At 72.4% G+C, this 19,461-nt stretch carries 22 protein-coding genes and 1 pseudogene; 14 read left to right on the forward strand and 9 right to left on the reverse strand.

Annotation, left to right across the window (positions count from 1 at the left end; genetic code table 11):
• Positions 1-11 precede the first annotated feature (11 nt).
• From JOE38_RS13525 to JOE38_RS13535, 3 genes are read right to left on the reverse strand one after another with little or no spacing between them, the layout of a single operon-like run.
• Positions 12-896, reverse strand: coding sequence for an NAD-dependent epimerase/dehydratase family protein (locus tag JOE38_RS13525; protein ID WP_194683428.1), 885 nt, complete (start codon positions 894-896; stop codon positions 12-14).
• The gene (locus tag JOE38_RS13530; RefSeq protein WP_204576741.1) at positions 893-1,309 is read right to left on the reverse strand and encodes a hypothetical protein; all 417 of its coding nucleotides are present in this window, start codon (positions 1,307-1,309) and stop codon (positions 893-895) included. Before JOE38_RS13530 ends, JOE38_RS13525 begins: the two co-directional genes overlap by 4 nt.
• Positions 1,306-2,541: a benzoate/H(+) symporter BenE family transporter gene (locus tag JOE38_RS13535; protein WP_204576742.1), complete on the reverse strand. Its 1,236-nt coding sequence runs from the start codon at positions 2,539-2,541 to the stop codon at positions 1,306-1,308. Before JOE38_RS13535 ends, JOE38_RS13530 begins: the two co-directional genes overlap by 4 nt.
• Positions 2,542-2,792: 251 nt before the next feature.
• Between JOE38_RS13535 and JOE38_RS13540 the strand changes: the two genes are divergently transcribed.
• The 6 genes from JOE38_RS13540 to JOE38_RS13565 all read left to right on the forward strand — a co-directional run bounded on the left by JOE38_RS13540 (position 2,793) and on the right by JOE38_RS13565 (position 7,753).
• The gene (locus JOE38_RS13540) at positions 2,793-4,061 is read left to right on the forward strand and encodes a M23 family metallopeptidase (protein WP_204576743.1); all 1,269 of its coding nucleotides are present in this window, start codon (positions 2,793-2,795) and stop codon (positions 4,059-4,061) included.
• Positions 4,062-4,097: 36 nt separating this feature from the next.
• Positions 4,098-4,832 carry an SGNH/GDSL hydrolase family protein gene (locus tag JOE38_RS13545; protein WP_307838886.1) on the forward strand — a complete coding sequence of 245 codons (735 nt, stop codon included), beginning with the start codon at positions 4,098-4,100 and terminating at the stop codon, positions 4,830-4,832.
• 163 nt (positions 4,833-4,995) lie between these two features.
• A complete protein-coding gene (locus JOE38_RS13550) occupies positions 4,996-5,451 on the forward strand; it encodes an SRPBCC family protein (RefSeq protein ID WP_204576745.1) in 456 nt (151 codons plus the stop codon).
• Positions 5,452-5,453: 2 nt separating this feature from the next.
• Positions 5,454-5,690 (forward strand): hypothetical protein, encoded by a 237-nt coding sequence (locus JOE38_RS13555; RefSeq protein ID WP_012297943.1) that lies wholly within the window; start codon positions 5,454-5,456, stop codon positions 5,688-5,690.
• 132 nt (positions 5,691-5,822) lie between these two features.
• Positions 5,823-6,500 carry an RDD family protein gene (locus JOE38_RS13560; RefSeq protein ID WP_204576746.1) on the forward strand — a complete coding sequence of 226 codons (678 nt, stop codon included), beginning with the start codon at positions 5,823-5,825 and terminating at the stop codon, positions 6,498-6,500.
• Between the two features lie 179 nt (positions 6,501-6,679).
• The gene (locus tag JOE38_RS13565; RefSeq protein ID WP_204576747.1) at positions 6,680-7,753 is read left to right on the forward strand and encodes an alkene reductase; all 1,074 of its coding nucleotides are present in this window, start codon (positions 6,680-6,682) and stop codon (positions 7,751-7,753) included.
• 64 nt (positions 7,754-7,817) lie between these two features.
• Here the strand turns inward: JOE38_RS13565 and JOE38_RS13570 are convergent, their stop codons facing one another.
• Positions 7,818-8,174 (reverse strand): TIGR02611 family protein, encoded by a 357-nt coding sequence (locus JOE38_RS13570; RefSeq protein WP_204576748.1) that lies wholly within the window; start codon positions 8,172-8,174, stop codon positions 7,818-7,820.
• A gap of 91 nt (positions 8,175-8,265) precedes the next feature.
• Complete coding sequence (locus JOE38_RS13575; protein WP_204576749.1) at positions 8,266-8,865, reverse strand: TetR family transcriptional regulator; 600 nt, start codon at positions 8,863-8,865, stop codon at positions 8,266-8,268.
• Between the two features lie 60 nt (positions 8,866-8,925).
• Here JOE38_RS13575 and JOE38_RS13580 point away from each other — a divergent pair, with 60 nt between their 5' ends.
• Positions 8,926-10,509 (forward strand): MFS transporter, encoded by a 1,584-nt coding sequence (locus JOE38_RS13580; protein ID WP_204576750.1) that lies wholly within the window; start codon positions 8,926-8,928, stop codon positions 10,507-10,509.
• Between the two features lie 66 nt (positions 10,510-10,575).
• On the opposite strand, the gene JOE38_RS13585 is transcribed toward JOE38_RS13580, so the two are convergent.
• From JOE38_RS13585 to JOE38_RS13595, 3 genes and pseudogenes are all read right to left on the reverse strand, one after another.
• The gene (locus JOE38_RS13585) at positions 10,576-11,595 is read right to left on the reverse strand and encodes an LLM class flavin-dependent oxidoreductase (RefSeq protein WP_204576751.1); all 1,020 of its coding nucleotides are present in this window, start codon (positions 11,593-11,595) and stop codon (positions 10,576-10,578) included.
• Positions 11,596-11,622: 27 nt separating this feature from the next.
• Entirely contained in the window at positions 11,623-12,684 is a 1,062-nt protein-coding gene (locus JOE38_RS13590) for an LLM class flavin-dependent oxidoreductase (protein WP_204576752.1), read from the reverse strand.
• A 34-nt stretch (positions 12,685-12,718) separates the two neighbouring features.
• Positions 12,719-13,683: pseudogene (locus JOE38_RS13595) on the reverse strand (quinone oxidoreductase family protein).
• 120 nt (positions 13,684-13,803) lie between these two features.
• On the opposite strand from JOE38_RS13595, the gene cysK reads away from it, so the two are divergent.
• Genes cysK through JOE38_RS13615 form a run of 4 tightly spaced genes read left to right on the forward strand, consistent with a single transcriptional unit; the run spans position 13,804 to position 16,589 of the window.
• The gene (cysK, locus tag JOE38_RS13600) at positions 13,804-14,742 is read left to right on the forward strand and encodes a cysteine synthase A (RefSeq protein WP_204576753.1); all 939 of its coding nucleotides are present in this window, start codon (positions 13,804-13,806) and stop codon (positions 14,740-14,742) included.
• 2 nt (positions 14,743-14,744) lie between these two features.
• Complete coding sequence (gene epsC, locus JOE38_RS13605) at positions 14,745-15,329, forward strand: serine O-acetyltransferase EpsC (protein ID WP_204576754.1); 585 nt, start codon at positions 14,745-14,747, stop codon at positions 15,327-15,329.
• Positions 15,329-15,991, forward strand: a complete 663-nt coding sequence (locus JOE38_RS13610; protein ID WP_204576755.1) for a TrmH family RNA methyltransferase — start codon at positions 15,329-15,331, stop codon at positions 15,989-15,991. Before epsC ends, JOE38_RS13610 begins: the two co-directional genes overlap by 1 nt.
• 34 nt (positions 15,992-16,025) lie before the next feature.
• Positions 16,026-16,589, forward strand: coding sequence for a GrpB family protein (locus tag JOE38_RS13615; RefSeq protein WP_204577232.1), 564 nt, complete (start codon positions 16,026-16,028; stop codon positions 16,587-16,589).
• Positions 16,590-16,611: 22 nt separating this feature from the next.
• Here JOE38_RS13615 and JOE38_RS13620 read toward each other — a convergent pair whose 3' ends face one another.
• Positions 16,612-17,013, reverse strand: a complete 402-nt coding sequence (locus tag JOE38_RS13620) for a hypothetical protein (RefSeq protein WP_204576756.1) — start codon at positions 17,011-17,013, stop codon at positions 16,612-16,614.
• 450 nt (positions 17,014-17,463) lie between these two features.
• Between JOE38_RS13620 and JOE38_RS13625 the strand changes: the two genes are divergently transcribed.
• The 3 genes from JOE38_RS13625 to JOE38_RS13635 are packed head-to-tail and all read left to right on the forward strand — an operon-like array spanning position 17,464 to position 19,440.
• Complete coding sequence (locus JOE38_RS13625) at positions 17,464-17,604, forward strand: hypothetical protein (protein ID WP_204576757.1); 141 nt, start codon at positions 17,464-17,466, stop codon at positions 17,602-17,604.
• Positions 17,597-18,823: a class I SAM-dependent methyltransferase gene (locus JOE38_RS13630; RefSeq protein WP_204576758.1), complete on the forward strand. Its 1,227-nt coding sequence runs from the start codon at positions 17,597-17,599 to the stop codon at positions 18,821-18,823. The genes JOE38_RS13625 and JOE38_RS13630 overlap by 8 nt, the downstream gene beginning before the upstream one ends.
• A gap of 2 nt (positions 18,824-18,825) precedes the next feature.
• Complete coding sequence (locus tag JOE38_RS13635) at positions 18,826-19,440, forward strand: DUF6445 family protein (RefSeq protein WP_204576759.1); 615 nt, start codon at positions 18,826-18,828, stop codon at positions 19,438-19,440.
• The last annotated feature ends 21 nt before the right edge of the window (positions 19,441-19,461 follow it).

Below are 19,461 nucleotides of genomic sequence, written 5' to 3' on the forward strand. Positions count from 1 at the left end.
GGCGGATCCGCCTAGCGCGGCAGCGCGTTCCCGTCCGCGTCGAGGTGGTCGCGCCAGCTGCGCTTCGGCTCCCAGCCGAGCAGGCGGCGCGCCTTCGCGGTCGAGATGCCCGAGGAGTCGACCCGCTCGATCGCCCGCAGCTCGATGGCGTCGCCGTAGTGGCGGCGCAGCTCGGCGGCGAAGTCGTGGCCGCCCGCGTTGTCGGCGGCCGCGATGTAGAACACCTCGTGGCCGGGCAGGTCGGAGGCGACCGACAGCACGATCGCGTCGGCCAGGTCGTCCGCGTCGATGTAGCTCCAGAGGTTCGCCGTCAGCACGGACGCGTCCCGCACCTGCTCGCCGAGGTTCGACGCGTAGTTGTCGTCGTTGTGCACGGTGCTCGGGCGGAGCGAGATCACGCGGATGTCGGAGCGGCGCACGGCCGCGTCCATCAGCTGCTCGCCGAAGGCCTTGGAGAGGGCGTACGGATCCTGCGGGCGGAGCGGGTGCTCCTCGTCGACGGGCGCGTAGTCGGGCAGGAACGGCCGCTCCGGGAAGAAGTTGCCGACGATGCTCTCGCTCGAGATGTTCACGAAGCGCGGCACGCCGAAGCGGACGGCGGCCTCGATCATGTTGAAGGTCGACATGAGGTTGGTCTGCAGCACGACGTGCGCGGGGTTGCCGGTGGGCTGCGGGATCGCGGCGACATGCACGACGGCGTCCATGCCGGCGACGAGCGCGAACGCGGATCCGGCGTCGGTGAGATCGGCCATGACGTACCGGCCCGGCACCACGACGCCCGCGTCGAAGACGGGACGGACGAGGTCGACGCCCGTGACGTCGTGGCCGGCGGCGACGAGCGCCTCGACGGTGGCGCGGCCGACCTTGCCGCGGGATCCGGTGACGAGGACCTTCATGCGCCGACCCCCGCCTGGCCCTCGGGCGCCTTCATCACGACGGGCACGAACGGGTCGTCCTCCAGCCGCTCGGCGAACCAGGTCTCGTCGACGTAGCCCTCCGACCAGAGCTTCAGCGGCGTCGCGACCGTGGGCGTGAACAGCTCCCACCGGGTCCAGAGGCGCGTCTCCTCGGTCATCATCCGGCCGACCTCGCGGGTCCAGCGGACGACGACGTGGTCGGCGGGCAGCAGGCGCTCGAAGGCGGCCTGCGCCTCGGCCAGGCGGGCGGATCTCGTGCCGTCGCCCGATACCTGCTCGGCGCTCAGCGCGAGCACCAGCGTCCAGGTCGTGCTCTGCAGCTCGGGGCCGCGGGGCGCGACGGCGGCGTCGGCTCCGGCTCCGGGCGATGCGGGGGTGGTGTCGTGGCTCATGCGGCGTCGCGCTCCTCGTGTCGATCGAGTCTGTCACGCGGCATCGCGCGCGTCCGGAGCGCGAGGTGCACGAGGATGCCGGCCACCAGCGCGCAGAACGCGGCGCCGAGCCCGCCGACCGTGATCCCGGACGCCGCCACCACGAACGTCGCGACCGCGGGCAGGTGCGCCCCCGGGTCCCGCACCGCCGACGCCAGGCTCGACGCGAGGGACGGCGCGAGCGCGAGCCCGGCGGCGGCCGCCACGACGCCCGCCGGACCCGCGACGATCACGGCCGCGAGCGCCGCCGACGCCAGCCCGAGCACGAGGTTGGTCCACCCGGCCGCGCTGGCGGCGCGCCACCGCTCGTCCGGATCCGGATGCGCGGAGGGCGCAGCGGAGAGCGCGGCCGAGAGGGCGGCGAGGTTCACGGCGTGCCCGCCGAACGGCGCGCTCACGAGCGTGGCCGCCGCGGTCGTCGTCATCGCGGCCCGCCACGGCGTCTCGTAGCCGAAGCTCGCGAGCACCGCGACGCCCGGCAGGTTCTGCGACGCCATCGTCACGACGAACAGCGGGATCCCGAGCGCGACCGCCGCCGCCACCGTGAAGACGGGCGCCGTCAGCTCGATCCGCGGCACGAGGTGCGCGAGGTCGAGCGACGCCCCGGGTGCGGGCCCCGCGACCGCGAGCGAGATCCCGACCACGACGAGCGCGGCGGCCAGCGCGGTCGGGGCCGCCCAGCGCGGGGCGAGACGGGCGGCGGCGAGCCAGGCGAGGATCACGGGCAGCACGACGAGCGGGGAGGCGACCGCCGCCGTCACGGTCGCGACGCAGAGGGGGAGGAGGACGCCCGCGAGCATCGCGGCGGCCACGCTCGCCGGGATCAGGCGCACGAGCCGGCCGAGCAGCGGCCAGAGCGCGGTGGCGAGCACGAGGATCCCGCAGACGAGGAACGCCCCCACCGCGGCGGCCCAGCCGCCCTCGACGGCGCCGGACCCGATGAGCAGCGCCGCCCCGGGCGTCGACCAGGAGAGCGTGATCGGACGGCGGAAGCGGCGCGCGAGGAGCACGGTGCCGAGCCCCTGCGTGACGCACAGCGCGAGCAGCCCGGACGCGGCCTGGGACGGCGACGCCCCCACCGCGGTGAGGCCGGTGAGCACGACGGCCGACGTGCCGGCGAACCCGACGACGGCGGTGGCGATCCCGGCTCCGCGCGCCTGCGCCCGGCCGCCGGGCACCTCGATGGCCGTCATGCGCGCTCCCGACCGGACGCCGGTCGTCCTGCCGCCCGATCCTAGGGTCGGCTCCGCGCCCGTCCGTCATCGCCCAGCGGATCTCCTCACCTGCGGAAATAGAAGGGGATGGTGATGTTCGGCCTTATTTCGGCTACCGTCGAAAGGTCCGCGCTCCACCGACCTCGACGAGGCCCGCCATCTCCCGCACCGCACGCACCTCCCGCCCCGCCGACCGGCGCCCGCGGAATGCGACCGCGCCGCGCCTCCGAGTGGCCGCGACCCTCGCCGCATCCGCCCTCCTGCTCGGCCTCGGCGTCCCGTCCGCGCAGGCCGCGGAGGAGTACCCCACCTGGTCCGAGGTGCAGGCCGCGCGGTCGAGCGAGCAGGCCACCGCCGACCAGGTCACGCGCATCACCTCCCTCATCTCGGGCCTCTCCGCCGAGGTCGAGGCCGCCACGGCCCTCGCCCTCCAGCGCGCCGACGAGCACGCCGCCGCGGTGGATGCGCTCGACGAGGCGACGGGCGAGCTCGATGCCCTCGAGTCCAAGGCCGCCCGGGCGCAGGCCGACGCCGACGAGGCGAAGCGCCAGGTCGGCCAGCTCGTCGCGCAGCTCGCCCGCAGCGGAGGCGGCGGCGACGTCTCGCTCCGCCTCTTCACGAGCGGCGGCGAGGACGCCGACGCCCTCCTCGCCCGCATGGGCACGGCCACGAAGCTCGCCGACCGGCAGGACACCGCGTTCACCGCCGCCGTCACGTCGGCCCGCACGGCCGCGTCGCTCGGCAAGCAGGCGTCCGTCGCGAAGGAGGCGCTCGCCGTCCTCGCCGCCGACGCCGAGGCCAAGCTGCAGGAGGCGTCCGCAGCGCAGGCGCGTGCGGATCAGGCGCTCGCCGAGCAGGAGGCCCGCAGCTCGGAGCTCCAGGCCCAGCTCACCACGCTCCGCGACTCCCGCATCTCCGTCGAGGAGGGCTTCGCGATCGGCGAGCGGAAGCGCCAGGAGGAGGCCGCCGCCGAGGCCCGCCGCCAGGCCGACGCGCGTGCCGCGGCCGCAGCTGCCGCCGCCGCCGCGAACGCCGCCGCGCGTCCGCCGGCCAACGCACCCCGCCCGCCGTCGTCGGGCGGCCAGCCCTCGTCGTCCGGCTGGACGATGCCCATCCGCAGCTACGGGTCGTACCAGTCCTACGGCATGCGCCTCCACCCGATCCTCGGCTACTGGCGCCTCCACGCCGGCGACGACTTCGGCGCCGGCTGCGGCACGCCCATCTACGCGACGGCGGCCGGCACGGTGCAGTTCGCGGGCGGATCCAGCGGCTTCGGCAACGCGATCACCCTGAACCACGGCGGCGGCGTCACGAGCGTCTACGGCCACATGTACTCGTACGGCGTGATGGTGCGCACCGGCCAGACCGTGCAGGCGGGTCAGCAGATCGGCGCCGTCGGCAACGCCGGCCTCAGCACCGGCTGCCACCTCCACTTCGAGATCCGGCAGGGAGGCGTCGCCACCTCGCCCATGCCCTTCCTCCGCAACCGCGGCGTCTGACCCGCTGAGCGCGTCGATGACCGGGGGGTGCGACTCGTGACGGGACGCATCAGGCGGTTCGCGCAGGCCGTGGCACGGCCGGCGATCTTCGCGCAGTACGTGGCCCTGCGCACCGGTCTCCAGGGCACCGTCTTCCCGCGCGACACGGCCTCCGGCGTCGTGCCGGGCGACTTCCCGCACCGCGTGCTCGTCATCGGCGAGGCCACGGCCGTCGGCATGGGCGTCCTCTCGCACGAGCTCGGAATGGCCGGCCACTTCTCCCGCCAGCTGGCCCGCCGCACGGGCCGCGGCGTCGAGTGGGCGACGCGCCCCTTCTCCGACCTCACGATCCACACCGCCGCGGGCACCGTGCGGGACCGTGCGCTCCTCGACGGCGTCGACGTGGTGCTCCTGATGGTGGGCGTGGGCGACAGCATCCGCCTCACGCCGCAGCGCACGTGGCGGAGGCTGCTGTGCACGGCCATCGACGACCTGATGCAGGGGCTGCCGGAGGGCGCGCACGTGCTCATCCCGGAGGTGCCGCCGCTGAACGAGAGCGTCGGGATCCCCGCGGCGTGGCGCGCGGTCGCCGCCCGGCACGCGCGGCTGCTCAACAGGATCACGGCCGAGATCGTCGCGTCCCGCCCCGAGGTCGCCGCCGTGCCGTTCCCCGGCGAGAGCGTCATCGACCTCGGTGACCCGGACGCCGCGCAGGCCTCCCGCGTCTACGCCTCCTGGTCGCGCGCCTTCGTCCAGCGGATGCTCGGGCCCTCCCGCGCCGCCGAGGCGTGACCCGGGGTTGACCGTTCCCTGTGCATTCCTCGGGTGCCGGATACCCGGCGCGGCCCCGGCGTAGCGTCGGAGGCGTGCCCGGCACCGGTGTCCGCACCGGCGCCCGGCATCCCGGATCGCACGACGATCCGACCCACGCACCGAATCCGAACGAGGAGAAGCAATGCCCCGAGTAATCGAGACCGTCGACGTCAACGTCCCCGTCAGCACCGCCTACAACCAGTGGACCCAGTTCGAGTCGTTCCCGAACTTCCTCAGCTACGTGGAGTCGATCACGCAGGTCACCGACACGCTCACCGAGTGGAAGGTCAAGATCGGCGGCATCGAGCGCACCTTCGAGGCCAACATCACCGAGCAGCACCCCGACGAGCGCGTCGCCTGGAACTCCACGGGCGGCGACGAGGACCACGCCGGCGTCGTCACGTTCCACAAGCTCAGCGACGCCGAGACCCGCGTCACCGTCCAGCTGGACTGGGAGGCGAAGGGCCTCGTCGAGAAGGTCGGCGCCGCGATCGGCGTCGACGACCACGTCATCAAGGCGGACCTCAAGAACTTCAAGGAGTTCATCGAGAAGCGCGGCTCCGAGGACGGCGCCTGGCGCGGGGACGTCCAGGCCTGATCATGGACACCTCCGAGATCGTCTGGAATCAGGAGGCGCGCGACAAGATCCTCACGGACAGCGACCGCGTGCTCCAGGAGGCCGTGCTCACCGCGGCGAAGGAGCTCGAGGGCCAGGACTGGGAGACCGTGTACCAGCGCCTGTTCGAGCAGCTCAAGGGCCGGTTCATCGACTTCGAGCCGGGGCCGGACCTCCGCAAGTACGCCGAGGCCGTCTCCCGCGGGGAGATCCAGGGCTGACGCTCGCGTCACCAGCACCACCGGGAGGGCCCGGCATCCGCGAGGGTGCCGGGCCTTCTCCGCGTCCCCGTTTCCCCAGCTGCTGGATACGCTGGATCCGCGCCGCGGGGCGCAGCGACCAGGGGAGACGCGATGAGCGACACGCACGACGACGGCCGGCCGGACGCGGGGGCCCCGCCGGCGTACGCGCCCGCTGCCCCGCCCGCGCCCGCGTACCCGGCGGCCGTCCCGCCGCCCGGCTACGGGATGGTCCTCCTGCCGCACGCGCTGCGTCCGCTCCCCGCGCACGTCGACCCGACCTGGCGCCTCGCGGGCGTCGGGCGTCGGGCGGCCGGGCGGATCCTCGACCAGGTCGTCTTCGGGGTCGTCGGCGGGCTCTCCGCGGCGGCCTTCATCATCCCGATCCAGGGCATGGCACGGCAGCGGATCAACGACCTGCAGCTGATCGGCGAGGCCGCCGACGACATGATGGACACCTACTTCGGCGGTGCCGCGCTCGCCGTCCTCATCAGCCTGATCTCCTACCTCCTCATCGCCACGTGGTGGCTCGGCGGGAAGGGCACGACGCCCGGCAAGGCCATGGTCGGGATCCGCGTCCAGCGCTTCTCCGAGCCCGGCACGCTCGGCTTCGGCCGGGCCCTCCTCCGCGGCGTGGTGCAGAACGGCTTCGTCCTCGGCTGGCTGTTCACGGTATGGCTGCCGTACGCGTCCGTCGGCTGGGACTCGCGCCACCTGCTCCGCGGCTGGCACGACCTCGCCGCCGACGACGTCGTGCTCGCGCGTCGCACGGAGACCTCCGCGTCGTACTGACGCGCCCGGGCTCCCCAGGAGCCTGACGAGGCCCTGGGAGAAGGGCCGGCCATGGAATGCCCCCCTGGGTGGATCGGGTTGCCCCAGCGCGGTCCGCTCGGGCCGCTGGCCCCGCTGCGCTCCCCGACGCGATCCGTCGCGGTGCGCGCCGGTCACCCGCGAGACGAAGGATCCACCACGTGAAGCTGTTCTCCCCCGTCGCCCTCGGCGCCCTCGAGCTCCCCAACCGCGTCGCCATGGCGCCCCTGACCCGCATGCGCTCCGACGAGCACGGCGTGCCCGGCGACCTCGTCGTCGAGTACTACCGCCAGCGCGCGTCCACCGGCCTCATCGTGTCCGAGGGCGTGTTCACCAGCGAGCGCAGCAAGGCGTACCCGGGCCAGCCCGGCATCGTGACGGACGAGCAGATCGCCGGCTGGCGCCGCGTCACCGACGCGGTGCACGAGGCCGGCGGCCGCATCGTCATGCAGCTCATGCACGGCGGGCGCGTGTCGCACGAGGACATCACGGGCGGCCTGCCGCTGCTCGCGCCGAGCGCCATCGCGATCCAGGGCGAGGTGCACGTGCCCACCGGCAAGAAGCCGTACCCCGTGCCGAGCGAGCCCGAGACCGACGAGGTCCCGCTCATCGTCGACGAGCTCACGGTCGCGGCCCGCAACGCGATCGACGCCGGGTTCGACGGCGTCGAGATCCACTCGGCCAACGGCTACCTGCTGCACGAGTTCCTCTCGCCCGTCTCGAACGTGCGCACCGACGCCTACGGCGGATCGCCCGAGAACCGCGCGAAGCTCGGCATCGACGTGGCGCACGCGGTCTCCCGCGAGATCGGCGCCGAGCGCGTCGGCATCCGCATCTCCCCCTCGCACAACATCCAGGACGTGCTCGAGGAGGACGCCGACGAGACGCGCGCCACCTACGAGGCGCTGCTCTCCGGCATCGCGCCGCTCGGCCTCGCCTACGTGAGCATCCTGCACGCCGAGCCCGCGGGCGAGCTCGTGCAGGGCCTCCGGAAGACCTTCGGCGGCCCGCTCATGATCAACAGCGGCTTCGGCGTGCAGACCGAGTACGACGAGGCCGTCCAGCTCGTCGACGAGGGCACGGCGGACGTCGTCGCCGTCGGCCGCATGGTCATCGCGAACCCCGACCTCGTCGAGCGCTGGGAGTCCGGCGCCGAGACGAACGAGCCGAACCCGGCCACCTTCTACGGCCCCGGCGCCGAGGGCTACACCGACTACCCGGCGCTCGCGAGCTGATCCGCGCCCGGTGACATGACGAGAGCGGCCGTCCCGAGGGGCGGCCGCTCTCGTCGTCGCGGGGTCAGCGGCTGGTGCGCGCCGCGCGGCGCTCGGCGCGGGAGGCGCGCCAGCGGCGCCAGGCGTCCCAGAAGCGGTGCAGCTGGCGCTTGAGGAACACGTTCACGCGGTGCGCAGCCGGGAACTCGGTGCCGAGCACGGCGATCCCGAGGAAGACGATGAGCCAGCCGGGGCCGGGCAGCGGGATGAGGACGATGCCGACGAGGACGATGCCGACGCCGAGCATCCCCACGAGGATCCGGTACAGCCAGCGGGCCTTCGGGTGCAGCTCGATCCAGGCCCGGCAGCGGCGCAGGAACCGCCGGAGCGGATGCGCGTGGCTGGAGCCCGCCTCGTACTCGCGGGTCAGGGTGTCGGACATGGGTCAACGCTACGGGCGGGTCCCGAGCGGCGTCTCCCTCACCCGGGGAATCCGCAGGATGCCCGGACGGATGCACAGGGGAGGGGCGGCCTCAGCGCGCGGCCGGTGCCGTGATCCGCCGGGCCGCCTCCACGACGGCCGCCCGGTCCGCGGCGCGCGCCCGGGGCGAGTCCTGGTGCATCGCCGGGTACGGCGACTGCACCCACGCCTGCGCGAGCGCGAACAGCATCGTGAGGAGGCGCTGCGGATCCCACGACGGGTCGATGTGGCCCTCCTCCTGCCCGCGGCGGACAGCCTGCACCTTGGCCGACGGCGACGTCGCGCTGTGCGGCACGTCGAGCTCCAGGCCGTCGAGCCGCGCCCACGCGAGCATGCGGCGGTGCTGCGGGTGCTCGTACGCGTGGTCGAAGAGCTGGCCGACGAAGCCGGGGAGGTCGGCGGGATCCAGCGTCACGGCGGAGAAGAACTCGATGCCGTTGAGCTTCAGCACCGCGTGGAAGAGCGACTCCTTGTCGGTGAAGTGCGCGTACAGCCGCTCCTTGCTCGCGCGGCCCGAGCGGGCGATGCGGTCGACCCGCGCGCCAGCCAGCCCGTGCGCGGCGAACTCCTCGCGCGCGGCCAGGAGGATGCGGTGCCGGACGTCGTCCTGCTTCTCGTCGGTGGATCGGGCGGACCCCGTCGTCTCTGCCATGTGAACAGCGTATGTCAAACGAACCGGTTCGTTTGACTCTGCGCACGGCGCGGCCCTAGATTGGACCGTCCTCGCCCGCCCGGGCGCCGCACGACCATCCAGGAGCACCAGATCTCGCACGCACGCACCCCCGAGAACGCACCGCCCTCCACGTCCTCCGCCGGCCATGCCGCGACCTCCGGCCCGGCCGCGCCCTCGGCGCCCGCCGCGCCCTCCGCCCGCAGCAAGTGGATCCTCCTCGCCGTCGTCGCCCTCGCCCAGCTGATGGTCGTGCTCGACGGCACCATCGTGAACATCGCCCTGCCCGCCGCCCAGCGCGACCTCGGCATGACCGACGCCGACCGCACCTGGGTCGTCACCGTCTACGCGCTCGCCTTCGGCTCGCTCCTCCTGCTCGGCGGCCGCATCGCCGACTACTGGGGCCGCAAGCGCTCCTTCCTCCTCGGCATGGTCGGCTTCGCGGCGGCCTCCGCGCTCGGCGGCTTCGCCGTCTCGAGCGAGATGCTCCTCATCGCGCGCGGCCTCCAGGGCGTCTTCGCGGCGCTCCTCGCGCCCGCCGCGCTCGCGCTGCTGTCGGTGACCTTCCCGTCCGGCCCCGACCGCGTCAAGGCGTTCGCGGTCTACGGCACCATCGCCGGATCCGGCGCGGCCGTCGGCCTGCTGCTCGGCGGCGTGCTCACCGAGTACCTCAGCTGGCACTGGTGCCTGCTCGTCAACGTGCCCATCGCGATCGTCGCGATCGTCGCCGGCATCCCGCTGGTGAAGGAGAGCCGCGCCGACGGCGACCGCAGCTACGACGTGCCCGGCGCGCTCCTCGTCACCCTCGGCCTCGCGTCGATCGTCTACGGCTTCTCCCGCGCGGAGAACGGCTGGGGCGAGCCCGACACCATCGGCTTCCTCGCGCTCGGCGTGGGGATCATGGTCGCGTTCGTCTGGTGGGAGTCGCGGGCGCGCAACCCGCTGCTGCCGCTCCGCGTGGTCGCCGACCGCACCCGCGGCGGCGCGTACCTCACCTCGGTGATGGTGGGCGCGGCGCTCCTCGGCGGGCTGCTGTACCTCACGCTGCACTTCCAGATCGTGCTCGGCATGTCGCCGCTGATCTCGGGCCTCGCGTCGCTGCCGATGGCCGCGACCATCATGCTCACCGCCCCGCAGGTCGCGCGGCTCCTCCCCAAGGTCGGTCCGCGCATCCTCATGACGGTCGGACCGCTCGTCGCGGCCGCCGGGCTCCTCTGGTTCAGCCGCATCACCGTCGACGGCGCGTACGTCGTGCAGGTGCTGCCCGGCCAGATCCTGCTCGGCATCGGGCTCGCGTTCGTGTTCGTGCCCATGCAGAACGTCGCGCTCTCCGGCATCGAGCCGCGGGATGCGGGCGTCGCGGGCGCGGCGCTCACGGGCACGCAGCAGATCGGTGGATCCATCGGCACGGCCGTCTTCACGGCCCTCTTCGCGTCGGCCGTCACCGCGTCCGTCACGGACGGCGTCCAGAACCCGCTGCAGCAGCAGGTCGACGGGTACCACGTGGTGTTCCTGGCCGCGGCGATCGGCGTGGCGTGCGCCTCGATCATCTCCTGGTCGATGGTGCGCGTCCCGCTCGAGCGCTTCCGCGAGGGCGCATCGACCGAGGCTGTCAGCATGCACTGATCCTCGCCGGATCACGACGACGCCCCTCCCGCGGCTCGCGGGAGGGGCGTCGTCGTTCGCCGCGGGTCAGGCGGCCGGCGACCAGCCGAGCGCCGGGCCGAGGCGCTCCGCGATGTCGGTGAGGATCTGCTCGAGGTCGGCCTCGCCGAACGTGAACGGCAGGGCGAACGCGACCTCGTCGACCGCCTGGAACCCGGCGTCGGCGTGCAGGGTCGCGGCGATCTCCTCGGACGGGCCCACGAGGTCCGCCGCGAAGAGCATCTTCCGCGGCCCCATCGGCACGCCGACGCGATGCGCCCGGGAGGCGGCGTACGCCTCGTAGCGGGCGATCTGCTCCGGCGTCGCCCGGTCGGTGGGGATCACGACGAGGCCCTGCGAGACCCGCGCCTCGGCGCCGCGCGGGTGGGCGGCGCGGTAGGCGTCGATCTGCGCGCGCTGGTTGGTCGCGAAGTCGTTCCCGAGCATGCCCTCCGTCACGCTCGAGGCCAGGAGGTGGAAGCCGTTCTCCGCGGCCCACACCGCCGATCGCACGCCTCCCGCGCCGTACCAGAGCCGGTCGACCAGGCCCGCCGACTGCGGCTGCACGGTGGACGCGAACTCCTCCTGGCCCTCGCGTCCGGCGCGGTCGTTCACGGTGTCGCCGCGCACGTGGTCGCGGAAGCGGAGGAGCCGGTCGTAGCCGAGGTCCTCCTGCTCGAGGGTGTCGGGGTAGATGGCGTCGCGGTACCGGTCGAACGACATGGGCGCGCCCGCGCTGAAGCCGGGCTGCAGGCGGCCGCCCGTGAGGAGGTCCACCGTGGCGAGGTCCTCGGCGAGGCGGAACGGGTTCTCCGCGCCGATGGGCGTGACGGCCGTCCCGAGCTGGATCCGGCTGGTGCGCTGCGAGGCCGCGGCCATCACGGCGACGGGGGAGGAGATCCCGTGCTGGAGGTGGCGGTGCCGGAGCCACGCGCTGTCGAAGCCGAGCTGCTCGCCGCGCTCGATGACGCGGAGGGTGGTCTCGTGGCCGGCCGCGGGATCCGCCGGGTCGAAGGTGCCGATGGTGAGGAAGCCGAGGCGTGTCAGCGGGGTACCGGATGCGGGCATGGACCGAGGGTAGGCGACCCGGGCGGATCAGGCCGTCGCGGGTGACCAGCCGAGCGCCGGGCCGAGGCGCTCGGCGACGTCGGTGAGGATCCGCGCCAGGTCGCCCGCGGGCAGCCCGGCCGGGAGGACGATCGCGAGCTCGTCGGCGGCCTGCACGGCGGGATCCGCGAGGAGCGCGGCGGCGAGCTCCTCGGACGGGCCCACGAGGTCTGGCGCGCGGACCATGCTCGACGCGGCACCCGGATCCTCCGACTGGTCGGCCCGCGCGGCCCGCTCGGCTCGCGTCGCCGCGTCGGCCGCGTACCGGGCTCGCTGCTCGGCCGTCGCGCCGTCGGTGGGGACCACGACGAGGGCCAGCGTGACGTGCGCGTCGGCCGGATCCGGGTGCGCGGCGCGGTACGCGTCGATGAGGTCCCGCTGGTCCTGCGCGAAGCCGCGGCCGCGGGATCCGCGCTCGGTCACGTCGGACGCGAGCAGCCGGAAGCCGTGCGCGCCCGCCCAGGTCGCCGTGCGGAGCGTCGCCGCGCCGTATCCCAGCCGGTCGGCGAGCCCGGGCGACGCCGGCTGCACGGTGGAGGTGAGGGCCTCGTCGTCCTCCGCGTCTCGTTCGTCGTCGTGCTCCTCCGCGCCCGGCACCGGCCCGCCGCGGAGCAGGTCGCGGAAGCGGAGCAGGCGCTCGCGGCCCGGCTCCTCGTGCTCGGCGGTCGTCGGGTGGATCGCCCGGTCGACGGCCGCGACGCGCGTCGGGTTGCCGACGGAGAGCCCGGGGCACAGGCGCCCGCCGGAGAGGAGGTCGACGGTGGCGAGGTCCTCGGCGAGGCGGAGCGGGTTCTCGGCGCGGACGGGGATCGACGCGGTGCCGAGCGCGATGCGGTGGGCGCGCTGGGACGCCGCCGCGAGCATCGCGACGGGGGAGGAGATCGCGTTCCTGAGGTGGTCGGGCCGGAGCCATGCGGTGTCGAGGCCGAGCGCGTCGCCGAGCTCCACGAGCCGCAGCGCGTCCTCCAGGCCGGTGGCGGGGTCGGCCGGGTCGAACGGGCCGGTGGTGAGGAAGCCGAGGCGCGTGGGCGCGGATCCGGGTGCGGGCATGGATCGAGGGTAGGCGGTGCGGATCCGGGCCGGCTCAGGGGATCAGGACGATCGACCCCGTCGTGCGCCGGGCCTCGAGGTCCTTGTGGGCGCGCGCGGCGTCCGCGAGCGGGTACGTCGCGCCGACGCGCACGTCGAGGGATCCGTCGAGGAGCCCCGCGAACAGCTCGCCCGCGCGCCACCGCCGCTCCTCCGCGTCGAGCAGGAAGTGGGCGAGCGTGGGGCGCGTGACCGAGAGGGATCCGCCGGAGTTGAGCCGCTGCAGGTCGAACGGCGGCACCTGGCCGCTCGCGCCGCCGAAGAGCACGAGCGTCCCGCGGATGCGCAGGGACGCGAGCGATCCGTCGAACGTGTCGCGGCCCACGCCGTCGTAGACGACGTCGACGCCGCGGCCGCCCGTCAGCTCGCGGACGCGCACGGGCACGTCGTCGTAGCCGAGCACGTGGGTCGCGCCGGCGCGCGCGCGAGGGCGGCCTTCTCCTCGTTCGACACCGTGGTGATCACCTCGACGCCGCGATCCACGAGCAGCTGCGTGAGCAGGAGCCCCACGCCGCCGGCGCCCGCGTGCACGAGCGCGCGATCCCCGGGGCCGGCCGGGTACGAGCTCGTCGCGAGGTAGTGCGCGGTGAGGCCCTGGAGCGGGAGCGCGGCGGCGGTCTCCATCGCGACCCCGTCCGGCACGGGCAGCAGCGTCTCCGCGCGGACGAGCGCGTGCTGCGCATATGTGCCCGACGCCTCGGCCGTCGCGACGCGGTCGCCCACGTGGACGCCGCTCACGCCGTCGCCGAGCGCCTCGATGACGCCGGCGGCCTCGGATCCCGGCACGTACGGGTGCGCCATCGGGTAGACGCCGCTGCGCCGGTACGTGTCGATGAAGTTGACGCCCGCGGCGTGCACGCGGATCCGCACCTCGCCGGGCCCGGGATCCGGCACCGGCCCGTCCGTCAGGGTCATGACCTCGGGGCCGCCGGGCCCCTGAACCTCGATGCGCGCGCTCATGGGTCCAGCCTGCCGGAATGCCGCCACGTCACGCGCGGTTGGGCTCCCATAGGCTCGAAGTCGAGCAGGTGCGCGCGGCAGCGTCCCGCACCGACCAGGATCACGACGAAGGTGGAACCCATGGCAGGTCGCGTCTACGACGACATCACCCAGCTGGTCGGCGGCACGCCGCTCGTCCGGCTCAACCGGCTCACCGAGGGGCTCGACGCCACGGTGCTCGTGAAGCTCGAGTCGCACAACCCGGCGTCCAGCGTGAAGGACCGCATCGGCGTCGCGATCATCGACGCGGCCGAGGAGGCGGGGGCGCTCAAGCCCGGCGGCACGATCGTCGAGGGCACGAGCGGCAACACGGGCATCGCGCTCGCGATGGTCGGCGCGGCGCGCGGCTACAAGGTCGTCCTCACGATGCCCGAGACCATGAGCGTCGAGCGCCGGCTGGTGCTGCGCGCGTACGGCGCCGAGATCGTGCTGACCCCCGGACCCGAGGGCATGCGCGGCGCGGTCGACCGGGCCAAGCAGATCGTGGACGAGACGCCGAACGCCATCTGGGCGAAGCAGTTCGCGAACGCGGCCAACCCGCAGAAGCACCGCGAGACCACGGCTGAGGAGGTCTGGGCGGACACCGACGGCGGCGTCGACGTGTTCATCGCGGGCGTCGGCACGGGCGGCACCATCACGGGCGTCGGCCAGGTGCTCAAGGAGCGGAAGCCGGGCGTCAAGATCGTCGCGGTCGAGCCGCTCGACTCGCCCATCCTCAACGGCGGCAAGCCCGGCCCGCACAAGATCCAGGGCATCGGCGCGAACTTCGTGCCCGAGATCCTCGACACCGAGATCTACGACGAGGTCGTCGATGTCTCCCTTGAGGACTCGATCCGCGTCTCCCGCGCGCTCGCGACCGACGAGGGCATCCTCTGCGGCATCTCGTCCGGATCCATCGTGTGGGCCGCGCTCGAGATCGCGAAGCGGCCGGAGAGCGCGGGCAAGACCATCGTCGCGATCGTGTGCGACTACGGCGAGCGGTACCTCTCGACCGTGCTGTTCGACGACCTGCGCGACTAGGCGTGGGGATCGTCCCCCGGGTCGTCGAGGACCTCCGCACCGCGCGCGCCCACGATCCGGCCGCGCGCGGGTACCTGGAGATGGTGCTCGGCTACCCGGGCCTGCACGCCGTGTGGCTGCACCGGGTGTCGCACGCGCTGTGGCGCCGGCGCATCCGCTTGGCGGCACGACTGCTCGCACAGGTGGGCCGGGCGCTGACCGGGGTGGAGATCCACCCGGGCGCGCGCATCGGCCGGCGGCTGTTCATCGACCACGGCATGGGCGTCGTGATCGGCGCGACGGCCGAGGTCGGCGACGACGTGCTGATGTACCACGGCGTCACGCTCGGCGGGAAGAGCCTCGTGCACGGCAAGCGACACCCGACGGTCGGCGACCGCGTCACCATCGGGGCCGGTGCGAAGCTGCTCGGGCCCATCACCGTCGGCGCCGGCAGTGTCATCGGCGCGAACGCGGTGGTCGTGAAGGACGCGCCCGCGGGATCCGTGCTCACGGGCATCCCCGCGGTCGAGACCGGGAAGCGGGCCGGGCGCGCGCCGGACGCGCACGTGGATCCGGCGTTCTTCGTCGATCCCGGGATCTACATCTGATGCCGCAGCCCGAGGAGACGGCGCCGGAGCCGACGCCGACCCACGAGCTCAGCACGCACGGCGTCGGACCCTGGCCCGGCGGACCCGACGCGTGGCCCGACGAGCCGCACCTGGATCCCGAGCTGCTCGAGCGCGGCGACACCCGCAACGTGATCGACCGCTACCGCTACTGGCGCATGGACGCGATCGTCGCCGACCTCGATCAGCACCGGCACCCGTTCCACGTCGCCATCGAGAACTGGCAGCACGACATGAACATCGGGTCGATCGTGCGGAGCGCCAACGCGTTCGCGGCCGACACCGTGCACATCGTCGGCCGCCGCCGGTGGAACAAGCGCGGCGCCATGGTCACCGACCGGTACCAGCACGTCGTGCACCACGCCACCATCGCCGACCTCGTCGGGTGGGCGCGCGGCGAGGGCCTGCCGATCGTCGCGATCGACAACGTCGACGGATCCGTGCTGCTCGAGACCACGCGCCTCCCGGAGCGCTGCGTGCTCGTCTTCGGCCAGGAGGGCCCGGGCCTCAGCGACGAGGCGGTGGCCGCGGCGGACATGACGGTGGCGATCTCGCAGTTCGGATCCACGCGCTCCATCAACGCGTCGGCGGCCGCCGCGGTCGTGATGCACGCGTGGATCACGCAGCACGTGTCGTTCGGCTGACGCACGGCACGGCCCCTGGCAGGATGTCCCGGTGATGGACGACCGCGACCGCCGCCGACCCGATGTGACCTCCGTGGAGCTCGTGGGCGGGCGGACACCGCTCACTGTCGGGTTGCGGGCGCACGACCCCGCCTGGTCGGAGGCCCACCTCGAGCACCGGGGGCGGATCACCGCGGCGCTCGGCGGAGCGGCGCTCGCCGTCGAGCACATCGGCTCCACGTCCGTCCCGGGCCTCGCCGCGAAGCCCATCGTCGACATCGTGGTCGTGGTGTCGGACATCACGGCCGAGGAGGACCACGTCGAGCGTCTCGTCGCCGCCGGATACGACCTGCGCGTCCGCGAGCCGGGGCATCGCCTCGTGAAGACGCCCGCGCGGGACGTCCACGTGCACGTCTACGAGGACGGTGATCCCGCCGTGGAGGCGTACCTGCTGTTCCGCGACCGGCTGCGCTCCGACGAGTCCGAACGCGACCTCTACGAGCGCACCAAGCGGGAGCTCATGACCCGGCGGTGGGAGTCGATGGACGCCTACGCGGATGCGAAGACCGAGGTGATCCAGGGGATCCTCGCTCGGGCGCGGGCGGCGCGCGGCATCTGAGCGGCGCCACGCACCGGTCCGGTCAGGGGAACGGCCACTCCTCGTGCGTGTGCGGCACCGCGACCACCTGCACGTCGTCCTCGTATGTGATGCGCCCGGGCGTGCGGGTGCGGAGCTCGTGCCACGGCACGCCGTGCCGGTCGAGGAGGTCGAGGTACTCGCGCGTGACGCGGAGCAGGTCGGCGGATGCGACGCGGAACCAGGCGCGCGCCCGCGGATGGAGCGCACGGTCGTAGCAGCCCGGGATCACCGTGGACGGGTCCGCGTACGCCGCGTTCATGTGCGCGTTGGAGGCCGCGATCCAGGCCATCTCCTCCTCGGACAGCCGGCCCTCGTCCCGCAGCCCGTTGGCCAGGGCGAAGACGCCGGGGAAGGTGCCGTGATGGTTGGGGGCGGCGCTCTGGAAGCGCACGAACTCGGGCATCCGGCGAGGCTAGCCCGGGGCGCGCGGGTCGGGCCGGCGGTGCCCCCAGACGTGCGGGGTGGCTCGCGCGTCCACCGCGTCGATCAAGTCTGTCTCCTCCGTGGAGAGCCGGCCGCTCTGGCGCAGCCCGTCAGGGAGGGCGAAGACGCCGGGGAAGGTCCCGTGGCTGTGGGGCGCGGCGTTCTGCAAGCGGGCGCACTCGGGCACGCGGCGATGCTAGGGACGGTTCCCGTGATCCATCGAGGTCGGAGTCGGAGCGGAGATCGGAGACTCCTCGGGCCGCTCAGGGCTCCGAGGGCGAGAGGCTCCCGAGACGCGTTCCTAGCACACAAGTAGACAAAGCAACAGGCACTTGCGAACCAGCGTCCGCGTGCTGGTATTTTACCGATGTTCACCCCACGGGAAACCGGTCGAGGGTCTCCTCGACCGCTCAAGAAGGAAGAAGTCAAGATGACCGCGAAGCTCGAGTCGTTCAACGAAGAGATCTACAAGCTCTGCTCGGACAACAACATGCCGAACATCACCGAGATCGAAGCCATGTCTGAGGACAAGCAGAAGAAGATCGACGAGGTCTTCCAGCTGAATGGCTGACGATCTCATCGCGGACCGGCCGTCTCGAGACGGCCGGTCCGCCCTTCTGTACGACGATCTCGTCTCGAGGCAACTCGACAGCGTGCACTCGACTGCAAGCACGTTGCTCGGCCACCAGGTATTCGCCGGAAATCAGCCTGATGATTTCGCCATTGCGGGGCTGACTGCGTCGGCTCCACGGGTGCTCATGCTGGGGCTCGGTCTAGGAGGATCACTGCGTTCGATCCTCGCCGCCAATCCACGAACCCATGTGACGGCCCTCGATCTGTCTGAGCGGTCCCTCCGAATGAGCCGTGCGCTGCATGACCTCTACTTTCCCGAGGTGCACTACGACGAGATCGTAGGCGACGCGCAGTACGTAAGCGATCTGGTCGAGGGGAGCTTCGACGCGATTTGCATCGACATCTACAGTGACGAAGGCTACCCGTCCTTCGTAAGCCGATCGAGGTTCTGGGACGCGGTCAAGGCGATGCGCAGAGACAATTCCAGTCCGGTCATGTTCAATTCATGGGGACTCCCGACGCACCTTGGCTGGTCCGAGTGCTCATCCGATCAGACGACCGTCGCCTCCGCGATGCAGGACGCTCTCGGACCGTTGAGCGCACTACCCCACCGTCGGAACGTGACGCTTTCGACGCCCCTCCTGCGCCGGGGCGATATCGAATCCGTGAAGCCGGGCACCGCGGGGCCCCGTCCGCGGATCGACGCCATCCAGCTCAGGCTCCTCCGGCTGAGGGCTCGATGCTCAGCTTCCGTCCGATTCGAAGGCGGAACGGAGGCAGATGGTTCGTGGGACGGCACGAAGGCGAGCCTCAACTCCCTGATGCAGATCATGTGGCCGTCCGCGGTCGAGCGACTGTCGCGACTGGCCGATAAGCCGGGCCGCGCGTACGCCACTCTGGGGGAGATCATCGGAGACGATGCCGCGTTGGACGCGATCGCCTCATCTGCTACTCAGGAACTCCATTACTTCCTGCCCAACGTGGCGTCCAATTGGATCCACCAGCACGGGGTGATGCCCGAGTGGTACCGCCGGGCGACTATGAGGAACTTCTTGACCATGATCGAAGCGGATCGTGCGCAATTCATCCTGGGGTGGTTCACGCAATACGTTGCGATCCTCCTCAAGTGCCCGTCGGGTCTCGAGTCCAGTGTCAATCTGCTTGAATGGGTGTCGTCGGCTGAGGATGTGCTCGTCGCCCTTGAGATGAAGGAATAGGAATGAAAAGCGATATCATCGTCATAGACGACTTCTACAAGGATCCGGATTCGGTGCGAGCGATGGCGCTCGGCTCGGACTTCATGTCTGGAGCTGCTCACAACTACCCGGGCTGGCAGAGCACCGGGAGCTTCGCCGCGTCTCCGATCAAGGACGCGATCGAGAAGGCGATCGGCGCGGAGATCCTGGCGGATGGTGACCGATTCACCTGGGGCGCCTTCCGTTTGATCACGCACGAGACGGGCGCCAAGACCAAGGTTCACGCCGACAGCGGGTGCGATTGGGCAGCGATGGTATATCTGACGCCTTCGCTCCCGACGGGGACCGGCACCGGCTTCTACCAGCACCGCGAGACCAAGCTGTACGGTCCGCCCACCGACTCCGCCGCGCGTGACCTGGGGTACAGAAATGCGGAGGAGTTCGAGCGCGAAGTTGTCAGGCGCGACATGGCTGACCTCTCCAAATGGGACATAGACACCGTGGTCTCAGCGCGTTACAACCGTCTGGTTCTCTTTCGAGGCGGAAATTACTACCACGCTCCGATGGGCGGCGCGGGAGAAGTCGTCGAGACCGCGAGGCTCACGCAGAACTTCTTCTTCGACGAGGTCGTGAGATGACCAGCGGGGCAGCGCCGACGG

The organism is Clavibacter michiganensis, assembly GCF_016907085.1.
Lineage (GTDB): Bacteria > Actinomycetota > Actinomycetes > Actinomycetales > Microbacteriaceae > Clavibacter > Clavibacter michiganensis_O.

Coding starts and splice junctions, on each gene's coding strand:
- JOE38_RS13585 (WP_204576751.1), bottom strand. CDS start 11,595: ATGCCCGCATCCGGTACCCCGCTGACACGCCTCGGCTTCCTCACCATC.
- JOE38_RS13620 (WP_204576756.1), bottom strand. CDS start 17,013: ATGCCCGAGTTCGTGCGCTTCCAGAGCGCCGCCCCCAACCATCACGGC.
- JOE38_RS13575 (WP_204576749.1), bottom strand. CDS start 8,865: ATGGCAGAGACGACGGGGTCCGCCCGATCCACCGACGAGAAGCAGGAC.
- JOE38_RS13630 (WP_204576758.1), top strand. CDS start 17,597: ATGGCTGACGATCTCATCGCGGACCGGCCGTCTCGAGACGGCCGGTCC.
- JOE38_RS13560 (WP_204576746.1), top strand. CDS start 5,823: ATGAGCGACACGCACGACGACGGCCGGCCGGACGCGGGGGCCCCGCCG.
- JOE38_RS13625 (WP_204576757.1), top strand. CDS start 17,464: ATGACCGCGAAGCTCGAGTCGTTCAACGAAGAGATCTACAAGCTCTGC.
- JOE38_RS13610 (WP_204576755.1), top strand. CDS start 15,329: ATGCCGCAGCCCGAGGAGACGGCGCCGGAGCCGACGCCGACCCACGAG.
- JOE38_RS13530 (WP_204576741.1), bottom strand. CDS start 1,309: ATGAGCCACGACACCACCCCCGCATCGCCCGGAGCCGGAGCCGACGCC.
- JOE38_RS13570 (WP_204576748.1), bottom strand. CDS start 8,174: ATGTCCGACACCCTGACCCGCGAGTACGAGGCGGGCTCCAGCCACGCG.
- JOE38_RS13550 (WP_204576745.1), top strand. CDS start 4,996: ATGCCCCGAGTAATCGAGACCGTCGACGTCAACGTCCCCGTCAGCACC.
- JOE38_RS13615 (WP_204577232.1), top strand. CDS start 16,026: ATGGACGACCGCGACCGCCGCCGACCCGATGTGACCTCCGTGGAGCTC.
- JOE38_RS13535 (WP_204576742.1), bottom strand. CDS start 2,541: ATGACGGCCATCGAGGTGCCCGGCGGCCGGGCGCAGGCGCGCGGAGCC.
- JOE38_RS13555 (WP_012297943.1), top strand. CDS start 5,454: ATGGACACCTCCGAGATCGTCTGGAATCAGGAGGCGCGCGACAAGATC.
- JOE38_RS13590 (WP_204576752.1), bottom strand. CDS start 12,684: ATGCCCGCACCCGGATCCGCGCCCACGCGCCTCGGCTTCCTCACCACC.
- JOE38_RS13525 (WP_194683428.1), bottom strand. CDS start 896: ATGAAGGTCCTCGTCACCGGATCCCGCGGCAAGGTCGGCCGCGCCACC.
- JOE38_RS13635 (WP_204576759.1), top strand. CDS start 18,826: ATGAAAAGCGATATCATCGTCATAGACGACTTCTACAAGGATCCGGAT.
- cysK (WP_204576753.1), top strand. CDS start 13,804: ATGGCAGGTCGCGTCTACGACGACATCACCCAGCTGGTCGGCGGCACG.